Below are 13,677 nucleotides of genomic sequence, written 5' to 3' on the forward strand. Positions count from 1 at the left end.
AAGGCGCTCCAGCGGTCGCGCGACTCCCTGGAAGATCCTTCGAGGCTCCGCTTCGCTGCGCACCTCAGGATGAGGTTCGAGGGTAGGAGGCGTCACGGTCCCTCGATCGTCCGCTTCTGCACCCCGCCCTTCGCCATCTGCGGCTTCTTCGCGCTGAGGATGCGGGAGTTCACGCCGGTCCAGCCGATCTCGCCGGAGAGGCGGCCGTACTCGATCTTCGGGCAGCGATTCATGATCACCGTCACGCCCGCCGCCTCGGCCCGCGCCGCGGCCGCGTCGTCGCGCACGCCGAGCTGCATCCAGATCACCTTCGGCGGCACCGGCAGCGCCAGCGCCTCGTCCACCAGCGGCCCCGCCGCGGCGGAATTGCGGAAGATCTCGACCATGTCGACCGGTCCGGTCAGGTCGGACAGCCGGGCGATCACCGGGCGGCCGAGCAGGCTCTGGCCCGCCAGCCCCGGATTGACCGGCGTCACCGCGTAGCCGCGCTCGCCCAGATACTTGAAGACGATGTAGCTCGGCCGCGCCGGGTTGGCCGAGGCGCCGACCAGCGCGATCGAGCGCGTCTCCTTGAGGACGGCGCGGATCTGCGCGTCGGGATAGCGGTCGTGCCGGGTCGGGATGCCTTCGGGCGCGCTGTCGATCGTCGGGATCATGCGCCCTTGTCCGCCATGCGCGGGCGTGCTGCAAGGCGGGTCATGAGCGAGACCGTGATGAGCCTGGAGGAGACCGCCGCTTTCCTCGAGCGCGACTTCCCGCAGATGAATGCGGGCGGGCGCCACTACCAACTGGAGGCGGTCGGGCCGCTCTCGGCGCGGATGCGGCTCGACTATCACGAGCGCCATCTGCGCCCCGGCGGCACGGTGTCCGGCCCGTCGATGATGGCGCTGGCCGATTACGCGCTCTACGCGGCGATCCTCTCGAATATCGGCCCGGTGGCGCTCGCCGTGACGACGAGCCTGAACGTCAACTTCCTCCGCCGGCCCGGTCCCGCCGCGCTGGTGGCCGAGTGCCGGTTGCTGAAGCTCGGACGGCGCCTGGCCGTGGGGGAGGTCGCGATTCGAAGCCGGGGCGGCGAGGCCATCGTCTGCCACGCCACCGGCACCTACTCGATCCCGCCGGACCGGTGAGACCCGCAGCCCCGCCGGAGGCGTGTCCTGTCCCCGGAGGGCGCACCTACTCGGCCGGCACCGCCTGCGGTGTCGAGGATGTTCCGGGCGGCGCATCCGTCGGGCGGGGCCGGTAGCCGAAGGTCTCGGGCATGAACAGCAGGTAGAGCGCGAAGCCGGCCCCCGCGATCGCCGCGAGGACGAGGAAGGCGGCCGCGTAGCCCGCCCCGACGATGACCAATCCGGCCAGCGTCGCGCTCAGGGCGGCGCCGAGGCCTTGCGCCGTCGCCACGGCGCCCTGGGCGACGTTGAACCGGCCGGTGCCGCGGGTGAGGTCGGCCACGACGATCGGGAACAGCGCGCCGTAGATGCCGGCGCCGACGCCGTCGAGGCACTGCACCGCCACGAGGTAGAAGGGGTTGTCCGAGAAGGTGTAGAGCACGCCGCGCAGGGCCAGCACGCCGAAGGCGACCAGGAAGATCGGCTTGCGTCCGAAGCTGTCGGCCTTGGCGCCCACCAGCACCGCCATCGGCACCATCACGCATTGCGCCGCGACGATGCAGACCGCGATCAGCGAGGTCGCGTTGTCCTTGCCGACCACCTTGGTGAGCAGTTGGCCGACGGAGGGCAGCATCGCCGCGTTGGCGAGGTGGAAGGCGGCGCAGAGAAGCGCGAACAGCAGCAGGTGGCGATTGCGCAGGAGCAGGCTCAGGCCCGAGGGCTGCTCGCAGGTCTGATCCTCCGCGCAATCGAGGCCGCGGGCGAGGTCGTCGTCGATCGCGTCGCCCGGCACCATCAGCATCGCGACGATGGAGCAGGCGGCGAGCAGCCCCATCAGCCAGAACACGACGACGGGCCCGAAGACGTAGGCCAGGCCGCCCGCGAGCATCGCCGAGACCGCATTGCCGGCGTGATTGAAGCCCTCGTTCCGGCCGATGCGCTTCGAGAACAGCTTCGGGCCGACGATGCCGAGCGTGATTCCGGTCAGCGCCGGCGCGAAGACGGAGCCGGCCATGCTGGCGAGCGCCTGCGTGCCGGCGACCAGGGTGAAGTTCGAGATCCAGGGAAGGACGAGGCAGCTCACCGTCACGACCACCGCCGCGGCGACGACGACGCTGCGCTTGGCGTTGGTGCGGTCGATCAGGGCGCCCGCGGGCGTCTGGGCCAGCAGCCCGGCAATGCCCGCGATCGTCATCACGAGACCGATCGTGGCCTCGTTCCAGCCCTGGTCGGGGCCGCGCACGGCGAGCAGGTAGATGGCGAGGTAGGGGCCGAGCCCGTCGCGCACGTCGGCGAGGGTGAAGTTGAGCAGATCGAGCCCACGCAGGGCGCGCCGGGACGGCTCGCGCGGGGCGGATTCGTTCGAGCCTTGTGCATCGAGACGCATCGGCGGTTCCCACGGCCAATCGCAACCTCCCGGAGCCGCGGGGCGGCCTCGGGAAGAGGGCAATCCAGAAACGGACCATTTCTCAGAGTCGAGCCTCGCGACGGACTCCCCGAACGGGGCGCGATGACTCGATCCAGGCGCTTAAGTCTTGCTCTGCGCAGTCGTTCCAGAGCGATTTTCTTTAATCCCGACAGCGCGATCACGTCTTCGTGCGGTGCGAACAGCGCGGGATGACGGCCCATCCTGCGTCGCAACCGGTAACGTTGCTTTAGCCATCGACGCACCGACCCTCCGCATCGCGGCCCCGGCGAAAGGTTTGCTTAGCCCGCCGCGCCGACAGAGGGAGGCCGACGCATAAGAAACGAAGCCGATGCGCACCTCCGATGGCAAGCAGACCTGGGCGGGGGGGAGGGCGCATCCGGCGACATCCCGTCTGCGCATTCGCCTGGCCCGGCGCATCCGGTCGGCCCGGACCTGGATCGCCCTCGGCGTCCTCGCTCCCATCGGCATGCTGGTGCTCTCGGCCATCATGCTGCTCGACCTGCGGCAGGACGCCTGGGACAAGGCCGAACAGACCTCGAAGAACCTGCTTCAGGTGATCGAGCGCGACATCGCCCGCAACATCGAGATCATCGACCTGTCTCTCCTGGCCGTCGTCGACAACCTCAAGGCGCCCGGCGTCGCGGATCTCGATCCGGCCTTGCGCCAACTGGTCCTGTTCGACCGTGCCGCCACGGCCCGCGACATGGGGGTGATGCTCGTTCTGAACGAGAACGGCGACAGCATCATCGATTCTCACGCGACGCCGGCGCGGCACGTCAACAATGCCGACCGCGGCTATTTCAAGCTTCACAGGGCGCGGGCCGATCTCGGCCTTCACATCAGCCCGCCGGTGACGTCACGGCTGCTCGGCGAGCCAGTGGTCGTGCTGAGCCGCAGGATCGACAAGCCGGACGGCTCGTTCGGCGGCGTGGTGCTGGCGAGCCTCAAGCTGTCCTACTTCAGCACCCTGTTCGACCGGATCGGCCTCGGACGCGAGGGCGGCATCAACCTCTACCTGCGCGACGGCACCCGCCTGATGCGCTACCCCTTCGTGGAGGCCGATCTCGGCGCCAACATCGCCGGGGCATCGACGTTTCAGCGCTTCCTCGCGGAGCGCCGCGGCAGCTTCACCGGAACGTCCGTTCGCGACGGCGTCGAGCGATACTACGCCTTCACCCCCGTCGGCGATCTGCCGCTCATCCTCAACGTCGCGCTCGGAACGCGGGAGATCGAGGCCGAGTGGCGGAGCAAGGCGACGGTGATCGGGCTGGCCGTCCTCGTCCTGTGCGGTTTGACCATCCTGCTCTCGCTGCTGTTCGGACGGGAGCTGCGTCGCAGGGCGGCCATGCAGGCCGAACTGGCTCAGCTCGCGCGCACCGACACCCTGACCGGCCTGGCGAACCGGCGCCATTTCGAGGAGGCGTTCGCGCGGGCGTCGCGGGCATCGCGGCGCACGGGCAGGCCGCTGTCCCTCGTCGTCGTCGATGCCGACCACTTCAAGCGCTACAACGACCGCTACGGCCACGCGGTCGGGGACGCGGTGCTCAAGGGTCTCGCGCAGGGCCTGACGGCGAGCCTGCGCCGGCCGGGCGATCTCGCCGCCCGCGTCGGCGGGGAGGAATTCGCCGTGCTGATGCCCGAGACCGACCGGGACGGCGCCCTGCGCGTCGCCGAGGCGATCCACGGGGCCGCGACCGCACTGGCCGTGCCGTCCGCCGGGATCGAGCCCGGCTCCGTCACCGTGAGCATCGGGCTGGCCGTGACGTCGGCGGGCGGCGTCGGGGAGGACCTCTATCGCCGGGCCGACGCCGCGCTCTACGAGGCCAAGGAAGGGGGGCGCAACCGGACCCGGTGCGCTCCCGAAGAGACGGAGGCCGGGCCTCCCGGCCGGCAAAGCCTCCGGCTCGTCGCCCCGTGACGATGATCCGCGGGTAGGGCCGCTCTCAGGGGCAGGGATGGCGGGCGCCGTCATTGCCGAGATAGGTGCCGCTCCGCGCGTCGTAGGAACGGAAGCGGCGGGCGCAGGCCGCGACGGCCTCCGGATCGGCGCCGCCCTGGACCACCACGGGCGCGGCCTGGGCCTGGGAATTGGCGATGGCGCCGCCGAGGATCGCCCCGGCCGCGAGACCCGCTACGCCCGCGCCGACCGCGGCCCCGACGCCCGGACCCCGGCGATAGCCTCGGCCGTAGCCGTAGCGGCGATGCCCGTAATGGCGGTGGCCGTAGCGGCGGTACTGGACGTAGCCGGTCGGCAGGTCACCCCGGACCAGGGCATCCACCGGATTCTGCGGCGCGGCCGAGGCCGGCGCGCCGACGAGGAGGGCGGCGACGGCGGCGAGGGTCAGGGTCGATGTCGTCAATCTGGCAACTCCTTGATGGCGGTCGAGCCGCGGCTCGAAGCGGAAGCGCCGGCCGGACCAGCCGGCCGGCGCCTCTCCATATAACGCGCGAGCGGCCTGCCCGCGTCCGACGGCGTGTTGGCGCCGGAGGCCGGGCGGGACACCCGTCGCGATCGTAGGCTCAGTCGCGGACGCTCGCGAAGGCCGGCTTCGGCGCCGCGAGGAGGCCGCCGAGGAAGGCGGCGATGGCGCCGACGATCAGCGCGATCGAGGCGTAGAGCGCGCCCTGGGTCGCCACCGATTTCGCGGTCTTGGCCGCCTCCTCCGCCTGCGTCTTGGCACTGGCGACCGCCTGCTCGTACTGCTTCTGATAGTCCTGCACCTGCTGGCGCGCCTGATCGACCGGGATGTTCTGCGCCTTGGCGAGGGCGTCGGCGGCGCGCGTCTCCGCCTGCTGCTTGTCGGCGGCGTTGCCGGAGAGCAGGGCGCGCATGGCCGAGACGGCGGCGTCGCGAGCGGCCTGCGGGTCCTGGCCGGCGGACTGGTCCTTCACCCGCTGCTCGATCTGGTCGAGCGGGTTCGGAATCTTGGTCAGGGAGGGGGCGGCGGCCTGCGCCGCGGTCTGAACCGTTCCGCCGACGAGGTTGCCGGCGCCGCCGAGCGCCGAGCCGACCGTGCTGACGGCGCCGCCGACAATGCCGCTGGCGGCCGAGGTCAGCAGGTAGAGGACGACGAGGGTGGTGACGACCCAGGACACGAAGCCGTGCAACCCGGCGATCCCGCGCAGGGGCTTGCCGGCGAGGCGCCCGGCGATGAGGCCGCCGATGAGCGAGGCGATCACGCCGGAGGCGACGAACCACGCGCCGGCCCCGAGCGAGAAGCTCGATGCGGTCGGGTTCTCGGCCGAGTTGAGGCCGACCGAGGCGAGGCCGGCGGCCACGCCCACGAGGTTGATGACGACCTGGGACACCAGAGCCGTCGCGGCACCGGCGAAGACGGCCCCCCAGGAGACCTGGTTGAGGGCGACGGTCTCACGGGCGAACGTCCGTGTTCCGTCGACGGACGAGGGTTGAAAGCCGGAAGGATACGTCACGCTGCTACTCCAAGTCTCGTTCAAGTCTGGGGCTGTCTGGGAAGAGAGGGTCGGGCCTCAGTTGCGCCCGCGCACGAGGAGGCCGAGGCCGAAGCCGATCAGGCCGGCGACGACGAGGGAGGCGTGCGGCCACTCGACCGAGCGCTCGTGACCCTCCTGCAGGGTGCGACGACCGCGATCGTAGAGATCCTCGGCGGTGTCGTAGGCCTCGTCCGCGGCGTGCCGCGCCGCGTCCTTCGCCTGGCCGTAGATGTTCTCCGCGCGGCCCGCGACTTCGCGCAGGCGGCCCTCGGCGGCATCGCCCTGCGAGCCGGTCAGGTCGCCGAAGGCGCCCTGCACCTTGCCGCCCAATTCCCGGGCGGCACCCGTGACTCTGTTCCCATCGACCATGGTTGCGATCCTCGTTCCGATTGTTGCGATCCGGCGTCTTCCGGCGCGGCGTTCTCGACGTCGGCCGACCGCCTGACCCGGCAGCGGTGCACGAACGGGTTGCGGACAATGAGGTTCCACCGCCGCAGGGTGGGTGCACGGTCACAATCGCGCCATGTCTCCGCACTCGTTCAACGGGCGCCGTCGCGGGTGGTGCCCGGATCGGCACGCGATCGCGTTCAAGGACGGTTCAATTGGTCCGCCCTACTTCATCGAGAGCCGGCGCGGCGCCCCGCCGCCCGAGATGTCGGGAGATCGACATGCGTTCCTCGCTTCTGCGTACCGTCACGATCCTGATCGGCCTCGCCGCCGCCCCCGCGCTCGCGCAGGCGCCGAGTCCAGCCACGCCGCCCGCCGCCGCGAAGCCGCCAGCGGCCGCGCCCGCCGCGACGCCCCCGGCCGCCGCCGCCAAGGCGGATGCGAAGGGCGATGCGAAGGCGGAACTCGTCGACATCAACTCGGCCAGCGCCGAGGAGCTGAGCCGGCTCAAGGGGATCGGCGAGGCGCGCTCCGCCGCCATCGTCAAGGGCCGCCCCTACCGCGGCAAGGACGAACTCGTCCGCAAGAAGATCCTGCCGGAAGGGGTCTATGCCGGCATCAAGGACCAGATCATCGCCAAACAGAAATAGAGTTTCACGCTCCCGGCCGCGGGGGCGGGCCTATCGGGACGGCGCGCGCGATGCTACGCGCCGCCGGACCCGTTCTTCGAAGACGCCCGAACACCCATGTCCGCCGCCCATTCCCGGATCCGCCTCCATCAGGGCGACCTGCCGCCCGATTTCGCGCCTGGCGCGGCCATTGCCATCGACACCGAGACGCTCGGGCTCAACCCGCACCGTGACCGGCTCTGCGTCGTGCAGGTCTCCCGCGGGGACGGCAGCGCCGACGTCGTCCAGGTCCGGCCCGGCGATCCGGCGCCGGAGCGGCTGATGGCCGTCCTCGCCGACCCGCAGGTCGTCAAGATCTTCCACTTCGCCCGGTTCGATCTCGCGGTGCTGTTCAAGGCGTTCGGCGTGATGCCGGCGCCGGTCTACTGCACCAAGGTCGCCTCCAAGCTCGCCCGCACCTACACGGACCGTCACGGCCTCAAGGACGTGGTGCGCGAACTCGTCGGGGTCGATCTCTCCAAGCAGCAGCAATCGTCGGACTGGGGCGCCGAGACTTTGAGCCAGGCGCAGATCGATTACGCGGCCTCCGACGTGCTCTACCTGCACGCCGCCCGCGAGCGCCTCGACACCATGCTCGCCCGCGAGGGGCGAACAGAGATGGCGCAAGCCTGTTTCGATTTCCTGCCGACCCGGGCCAAGCTCGATTTGGCCGGATGGCCGGAGGTCGATATCTTCGCCCACGCCTGAGTCGCACGGGCCGCTGCAGGTCAGTCCCGCCGTCGCGAAGTAGAGCGCGGCCGGGCGCGGGCGTTCAAGCTGTCTCCGGCAGCGATGCCGGCCGGCAACGCCCGCTTGGAAGAGTACCGGGACGCGGCGATTCGCGCTGCATTCGGTGCGGGGGCGCACGCGGGTGCCGTTGATCATTTTGCGGACACGAGGCCATAACTTCGCCACCGCACCGGAGCATCCGGCCGGCAGGGCGCGACTGCGGACGCGTCGACCTCTCAGGAACGCGATGCAGGCGGCCGACACCATCCAGACGGAGACGGATCTCCTCGCGCTCGCCGCGAACGAGAACGCGCGCCGCCGACGGGCGCACGGGCGGGCCCGCCGACACAGCGCGCAGGTGCGCACCCTGCGCCGGGTGATCCCCGTCGCCGCCGGCCTCGCGGTGCTGGGTCTCGCCGCCATCGTGCTCTGGAGCCCGTTCACGGGCAGCATCCCCAACATCTCCATCGGTCCGATCAGCGTCTCGGGGACCAAGGTCACGATGGAGAACCCGCGCCTGTCCGGATTCCGCAAGGGCGAGCGGGGCTACGAGGTCGTCGCCGACGCCGCGCAGCAGGACGTGCGCAAGCCCAGCATCATCGAGCTCCAGGCCATGAAGGGCCACGTCGCCACCGACGACAAGGGCGGCCGCGCCTATCTCCAGGCGCAGGGCGGCGTGTTCGATTCCACCCGCGAATCGCTCAACCTCGAGAACGACATCCGCCTCTGGACCGACAAGGGCGAGGAGGTCCGCCTCTCGGTCGCCACCGTCGATTTCAAGACCGGCAGCCTGCGCTCCTCCAAATCCGTCACCGTGACGGTGCCGTCGGGCTCCATCGTCGCCGACAGCCTCGACGTGGTCGAGAACGGCCGGGTCGTCTCCTTCGTCGGCCGCGTGCACGCCGTCTTCCACGGGGAGGAAAACGACACCAAGGAGGGCGGCGCCAAGGTCGCCGCCCGGGCGGACGTCGAGCGCATCCACACCTCCGCGGCGGAACCCAGGCCATGACACGGCGTCTCGGCCCGGCCCTCGTCGCCGGCCTCGCCCTCCTCCTGGCTCAAGCCGCCGCGGCCGCGCCTGCCAAGGATCCTGCCAAGGAGCCTGCCAAGGACACGGCGAAGGAGAAATCCGCGCCGCTCGGCACCGTCGGCGGCGGCAAGGGGCCGATCAAGATCGATGCCGACCGGCTCGACGTGTTCGACAAGGAGAACAAGGCGATCTTCGCCGGCAACGTCGTGGCGGTGCAGGGCGAGAGCACGATCCGCTGCTCGGCCATGACGGTCCACTACAAGCGCGACAAGGATAAGGATCCGAACAAGCCTGCGAAGACGGAGGCCGAGGCCGCCGAGGACGCAAAGGCCAAGGCGGCGATGGGCGGCAGCGGCATCCGCAAGGTCGAGTGCGCCGGCCCGGTCACCGTCGCGCAGAAGGATCAGGTCGCCACCGGCGACAACGCGGTGTTCGATCAGGAGGCCAAGCGCATCGTCCTGACCGGCAACGTCGTGCTCAGCCAGTGCCAGAACGTCACCCGCGGCTCGCGGCTCGTCTACGACATGGCGACCGGCCGGGCGAACATGGATCCGGTGGCGGGCGGTCGCGTCTCGGCGATGTTCGTGCCCGGCGAGGGCGGCGAGGCCAAGGGTGGTCAGCCGAAGGGCTGCGCCCAGCCCGCCGCCGCGGGCAAGCCCGGCGGCAAGGCGGCGGAGAAGCCGGCCCCGAAGACGCGGGCGCAGGCGAACTGACCGTGACGGGAGCCGGGATGCCCGCGGGCGTGCCGCTTCACGCGGTCGCCGAGCCGAGGCCGGCGAGCCGCGGCCGCAACGCCTCGTGGTTCGGCCGCCTGCTGGGGCGCGGGAGTGCCGCGCCCAAGGCGGCCCCCGACGGCATTCTCGGCGAGGGCGGCGGGCCGGGCGTGCTGCACGTGCGGGGGCTTCGCAAGAGCTACGGCGCGCGCACCGTCGTCCACGAGGCGGGGCTCACCGTCCATAACGGCGAGGCCGTGGGGCTGCTCGGTCCCAACGGCGCCGGCAAGACGACGATCTTCTACATGATCACCGGCCTCGTGCCGGCCGACCGCGGCTACATCAGCCTCGACGGCATGGAGATCACCCATCTGCCGATGTACCAGCGGGCGCGGCTCGGCATCGGCTACCTGCCGCAGGAAGCCTCGATCTTCCGCGGGCTGTCTGTCGAGGACAACATCCGCGCGGTGCTGGAGGTGGCCGAGCCGGACCGCAAAACCCGCGAGCGCAAGCTCGACTCGCTGCTCGAAGAGTTCGACATCGCGCGCCTGCGCAAGTCGCCCTCGATCGCGCTCTCGGGCGGCGAGCGCCGCCGCTGCGAGATCGCCCGGGCGCTCGCCTCCTCGCCGACCTTCATGCTGCTCGACGAGCCCTTCGCCGGCATCGACCCCATCGCCGTCGGCGACATCCAGGATCTGGTGAAGCACCTCAAGCAGCGCGGCATCGGCGTTCTCATCACCGACCACAACGTCCGTGAGACGCTCGGCCTGATCGACCGCGCCTACATCGCCCATTCGGGCCGCATCCTCACCGAGGGCACGCCCGAGCAGATCGTGGCGAACGAGGACGCCCGCCGGCTCTATCTCGGCGAAGACTTCCGGCTCTGACCCGGCCTTTCCGGTCGGCCGCCCCGACGGGGGCCAGCCGCGGTAACGGCGCCTGAACCAATCGCGCCGGTTTCCAGGCCGCCCGCAAGGCTTTCTTGATCCTTGGAATGCAATCCCTCCGGAGCGCCTCACGCCCTGCGTGTGGGAGCTTCGTCCTGCCGCGTCGGCCGAACTCTGTGGCAATGCTGCCGATCGGAATGGATTTCAGGGAGCGGACGCCAATCAGACTTTGACGGGCCGATCGGATGCGGCTAGACCTGAAATTAGGAGAAGCAAAGAACGTGCCGAATTTGGCGCGGCTCCCGCTCGGGCTGCGGTTTTCCAACGATTTCTGAGGGTTGGGCGTCGAGATGAGTCTGCTACAAAGGCTCGAAATGCGCCAGGGCCAAGCCCTGGTGATGACGCCGCAACTGCTGCAGGCGATCAAGCTGCTGCAGCTCTCGCAACTCGATCTCACAGCCTACGTCGACGCCGAGCTGGAGCGCAATCCGCTGCTGGAGCGCGCCGAGGGCGAGGGGGCTCCGGAGCGCGAGGCGCCGGAGGCGTCGGGCGACGGCGAGTACGAGGGCGGCGACGGACCGGAGCCCGAGGCGTGGCTCGCCTCCGACATGACGCCGAGCCGCAGCGAGATCGAGGGCGACCTCGACACCCGCCTCGACAACGTCTTCGCCGACGAGAATCCGGCGCCGCGCGACACGGGGGCCGGCGACATGCTCTCGCTGACGCCCGCGCCCTACGGCAATGCCGGCGGCAGCTTCGACGGGGAGCTTCCCGATTTCGAGGCGACGCTGACCGCCGAGACGTCCCTGCGCGAGCATCTCGCCGCGCAGCTCGACCTCGCGACACAGAACCCGTCGGACCGGCTGATCGGCAGCTTCCTCATCGATGCGGTGGACGATGCCGGCTACCTGCGCGAGGAGATCGACGGCGTGGCCGAGCGGCTCGGCGCCGCGCTCGACGACGTCGCCCGCGTCCTGAAGCTGGTCCAGACCTTCGATCCGCCGGGCGTGGCCGCCCGCGACCTCGCCGAGTGCCTCGCGATCCAGCTCCGTGAGCAGGATCGATTCGATCCGGCGATGCAGGCGCTGGTCTCGCGCCTCGACCTCGTGGCTAAGCGCGACTTCCCGGCCCTGCGTCGCCTGTGCGGCGTGGACGACGAGGATCTCGTCGAGATGCTGGCCGAGATCCGCCGGCTCGACCCCAAGCCGGGGCGTGCCTTCGGCTCGCAGGCCGTCGAGGTGCTGATCCCCGACGTGTTCGTCCGCCCCGCGCCGGACGGCTCCTGGCTGGTGGAGCTGAACTCCGAGGCGCTGCCGCGGGTCCTGGTCAACCAGAGCTACTATGCCCGCGTCTCCAAGGGCGCCGTGGCGGAGGGCGACAAGGCGTTCCTGTCCGAGTGCCTCCAGACCGCGAACTGGCTCACCCGCAGCCTGGAACAGCGGGCGCGCACGATCCTCAAGGTCGCCACCGAGATCGTGCGCCAGCAGGACGCCTTCTTCCTGCACGGCGTCGCCCACCTGCGGCCCCTGAACCTGAAGACGGTCGCCGAGGCGATCGGCATGCACGAATCGACCGTCTCGCGGGTGACCTCGAACAAGTCGATCGGCACGAGCCGCGGCACGCTGGAGATGAAGTACTTCTTCACCGCCGCGATCCCCGGCGCGGCCGGCGCGGCGGCCCATTCCTCCGAGGCCGTGCGCCACCGCATCAAGCAGCTCGTGGACGCGGAGGCCTCCGACGTCCTGTCCGACGACGCCCTGGTCCAGCGCCTGCGCGACGAGGGCGTCGACATCGCCCGCCGCACCGTCGCGAAGTACCGCGAGTCGCTGCGCATTCCCTCCTCGATCGACCGCCGCCGCGCGCGGATGGCGACCGCCGCCCGGTGACACCGGACGCCGCGACGGCACGCGAAAGCCTTGTGCCGGCTTGACTTCGCGTTGACTTGACCCGCCCCCCTTTCTAACTCTCCAAGCCCTCGGGAGGAAAAGCGGAGACGTCGATGGCAGGTTTGCGGGTGACGGGGCATGGCCTCGATCTCGGTACGGCTCTGCGGGGCCGGGTCGAAGACCGCATGGCGGCGACGCTCTCGAAGTATCTCGATCCGCACATGAGCGGGACCTGCACGGGGCACGTCACGCTGCGGCGCGACGGGAACGCCTACCGGACCGATTGCGTGCTGCATCTGGTCACCGGCCTGACGCTGGAGGCCTCGGGCGCCGCGCACGACGTGCATGCGAGCTTCGAGCAGACCGCCGACAAGCTCGAGAAGCGTCTGCGGCGCTACAAGCACAAGCTGAAGACGCACAGCGCGCCGAGCCATAACGGGGCGGATATCGAGGCGGCCTACGCCGTCTTCGCCGCGCCCGACGACGGGCTCGACGACGAGCCGGCCGACGCCGCCGACGCGGAGGAGGGCGATCACCCTCCGGTCGTGGCCGAGAGCACCCGAACCCTGAAGCGCCAATCCGTCAGCGAGGCGGTGACCACCCTCGACATGACCGGGGCGCCGGTGGTCGTTTTCGTTCACGCTGGCACCGGGCGCATCAACGTCGTATATCGGCGCAGTGACGGCGCGATCGGGTGGGTCGATCCTCCCGCCGACCGGGGTTGAGGCACGGCCCCGTTTCGGATCACCTCCGGCGGGGCAACGAGCGTCCTCACGAAAATCCGGCTGCGCTCCCGCCGTCGGACAAGGGCCATCCGGGAGGCCCGTGAAGCGTTCGTGCCGGGGCCCTCCGCCCCGGGAGCGTGCATGGGAACGCGGGATCGCCGATGGATCCCGCCGACGAGGCGTTTAGTTTTCATGCCGATGCTCGAATTCCTGAACCCGGACTCGGTCGTCTCCGCCCTGCGCGTGCGGGACAAGAAGCACGTGCTCCAGGAACTGGCCGCCCACGCCGCCCGCCGCCTGCCGGGCCTGTCGGACCGCGACATCTTCGAGACCCTGCTTCAGCGCGAGCGCCTCGGCTCCACCGGCATCGGTGACGGCGTGGCGATTCCCCACGGCAAGCTCGCGCAGCTCGACCGGCTGTTCGGCCTCGTCGCCCGGCTTGAGAAGCCCGTGGATTTCGATGCGCTCGACGGCCAGCCGGTCGATGTCGCCTTCCTGCTGCTCGCCCCCGAGACGGCCGGCGCCGACCACCTGAAGGCGCTGGCCCAGGTCGCCCGGCTCCTGCGCGAGCCCGGCATGCTGGAGCGGATCCGCAGCGCCCGCGACGCGACCGCCCTCTACGCCCTGCTGGCCAACGGCCCGACGACGCAGGCGGCCTGAC

At 70.6% G+C, this 13,677-nt stretch carries 15 protein-coding genes; 10 read left to right on the top strand and 5 right to left on the bottom strand.

The window, feature by feature from the left end:
• Positions 1-92: 92 nt before the first annotated feature.
• The gene (locus ABS772_RS01810) at positions 93-656 is read right to left on the bottom strand and encodes a CoA-binding protein (protein WP_350391842.1); all 564 of its coding nucleotides are present in this window, start codon (positions 654-656) and stop codon (positions 93-95) included.
• A gap of 42 nt (positions 657-698) precedes the next feature.
• Here ABS772_RS01810 and ABS772_RS01815 point away from each other — a divergent pair, with 42 nt between their 5' ends.
• Positions 699-1,130 (top strand): PaaI family thioesterase, encoded by a 432-nt coding sequence (locus ABS772_RS01815; protein WP_350391843.1) that lies wholly within the window; start codon positions 699-701, stop codon positions 1,128-1,130.
• 46 nt (positions 1,131-1,176) lie between these two features.
• Here the strand turns inward: ABS772_RS01815 and ABS772_RS01820 are convergent, their stop codons facing one another.
• The gene (locus ABS772_RS01820; protein WP_350391844.1) at positions 1,177-2,496 is read right to left on the bottom strand and encodes an MFS transporter; all 1,320 of its coding nucleotides are present in this window, start codon (positions 2,494-2,496) and stop codon (positions 1,177-1,179) included.
• Between the two features lie 370 nt (positions 2,497-2,866).
• On the opposite strand from ABS772_RS01820, the gene ABS772_RS01825 reads away from it, so the two are divergent.
• Positions 2,867-4,456, top strand: a complete 1,590-nt coding sequence (locus tag ABS772_RS01825; RefSeq protein ID WP_350391845.1) for a sensor domain-containing diguanylate cyclase — start codon at positions 2,867-2,869, stop codon at positions 4,454-4,456.
• A gap of 25 nt (positions 4,457-4,481) precedes the next feature.
• Here the strand turns inward: ABS772_RS01825 and ABS772_RS01830 are convergent, their stop codons facing one another.
• The 3 genes from ABS772_RS01830 to ABS772_RS01840 form a co-directional block, all read right to left on the bottom strand.
• Positions 4,482-4,898: a BA14K family protein gene (locus tag ABS772_RS01830; RefSeq protein ID WP_350391846.1), complete on the bottom strand. Its 417-nt coding sequence runs from the start codon at positions 4,896-4,898 to the stop codon at positions 4,482-4,484.
• Positions 4,899-5,058: 160 nt separating this feature from the next.
• Positions 5,059-5,970, bottom strand: a complete 912-nt coding sequence (locus ABS772_RS01835) for a PhnA-like protein (protein WP_238255871.1) — start codon at positions 5,968-5,970, stop codon at positions 5,059-5,061.
• 57 nt (positions 5,971-6,027) lie between these two features.
• Positions 6,028-6,360 carry a CsbD family protein gene (locus ABS772_RS01840; RefSeq protein ID WP_350391847.1) on the bottom strand — a complete coding sequence of 111 codons (333 nt, stop codon included), beginning with the start codon at positions 6,358-6,360 and terminating at the stop codon, positions 6,028-6,030.
• A 299-nt stretch (positions 6,361-6,659) separates the two neighbouring features.
• Between ABS772_RS01840 and ABS772_RS01845 the strand changes: the two genes are divergently transcribed.
• The 8 genes from ABS772_RS01845 (at position 6,660) to ptsN (ending at position 13,676) form a co-directional block, all read left to right on the top strand.
• Positions 6,660-7,028 (top strand): ComEA family DNA-binding protein, encoded by a 369-nt coding sequence (locus tag ABS772_RS01845; RefSeq protein WP_350391848.1) that lies wholly within the window; start codon positions 6,660-6,662, stop codon positions 7,026-7,028.
• A gap of 96 nt (positions 7,029-7,124) precedes the next feature.
• Complete coding sequence (locus ABS772_RS01850) at positions 7,125-7,754, top strand: ribonuclease D (RefSeq protein ID WP_350391849.1); 630 nt, start codon at positions 7,125-7,127, stop codon at positions 7,752-7,754.
• A gap of 268 nt (positions 7,755-8,022) precedes the next feature.
• Entirely contained in the window at positions 8,023-8,784 is a 762-nt protein-coding gene (locus ABS772_RS01855) for a lipopolysaccharide-assembly, LptC-related protein (protein ID WP_350391850.1), read from the top strand.
• Positions 8,781-9,518 (top strand): LptA/OstA family protein, encoded by a 738-nt coding sequence (locus tag ABS772_RS01860; RefSeq protein WP_350391851.1) that lies wholly within the window; start codon positions 8,781-8,783, stop codon positions 9,516-9,518. The genes ABS772_RS01855 and ABS772_RS01860 overlap by 4 nt, the downstream gene beginning before the upstream one ends.
• A 17-nt stretch (positions 9,519-9,535) precedes the next feature.
• Positions 9,536-10,405 carry an LPS export ABC transporter ATP-binding protein gene (lptB, locus tag ABS772_RS01865; RefSeq protein WP_350391852.1) on the top strand — a complete coding sequence of 290 codons (870 nt, stop codon included), beginning with the start codon at positions 9,536-9,538 and terminating at the stop codon, positions 10,403-10,405.
• Positions 10,406-10,755: 350 nt separating this feature from the next.
• On the top strand, positions 10,756-12,291 hold the full coding sequence (gene rpoN / locus ABS772_RS01870; RefSeq protein WP_238257193.1) for an RNA polymerase factor sigma-54: 1,536 nt from the start codon (positions 10,756-10,758) through the stop codon (positions 12,289-12,291).
• 113 nt (positions 12,292-12,404) lie between these two features.
• On the top strand, positions 12,405-13,016 hold the full coding sequence (hpf, locus tag ABS772_RS01875; protein ID WP_238257192.1) for a ribosome hibernation-promoting factor, HPF/YfiA family: 612 nt from the start codon (positions 12,405-12,407) through the stop codon (positions 13,014-13,016).
• A 192-nt stretch (positions 13,017-13,208) separates the two neighbouring features.
• On the top strand, positions 13,209-13,676 hold the full coding sequence (ptsN, locus tag ABS772_RS01880; RefSeq protein ID WP_238257191.1) for a PTS IIA-like nitrogen regulatory protein PtsN: 468 nt from the start codon (positions 13,209-13,211) through the stop codon (positions 13,674-13,676).
• Position 13,677 lies beyond the last annotated feature (1 nt).

The organism is Methylorubrum podarium, assembly GCF_040270385.1.
Taxonomy (GTDB): domain Bacteria; phylum Pseudomonadota; class Alphaproteobacteria; order Rhizobiales; family Beijerinckiaceae; genus Methylobacterium; species Methylobacterium podarium.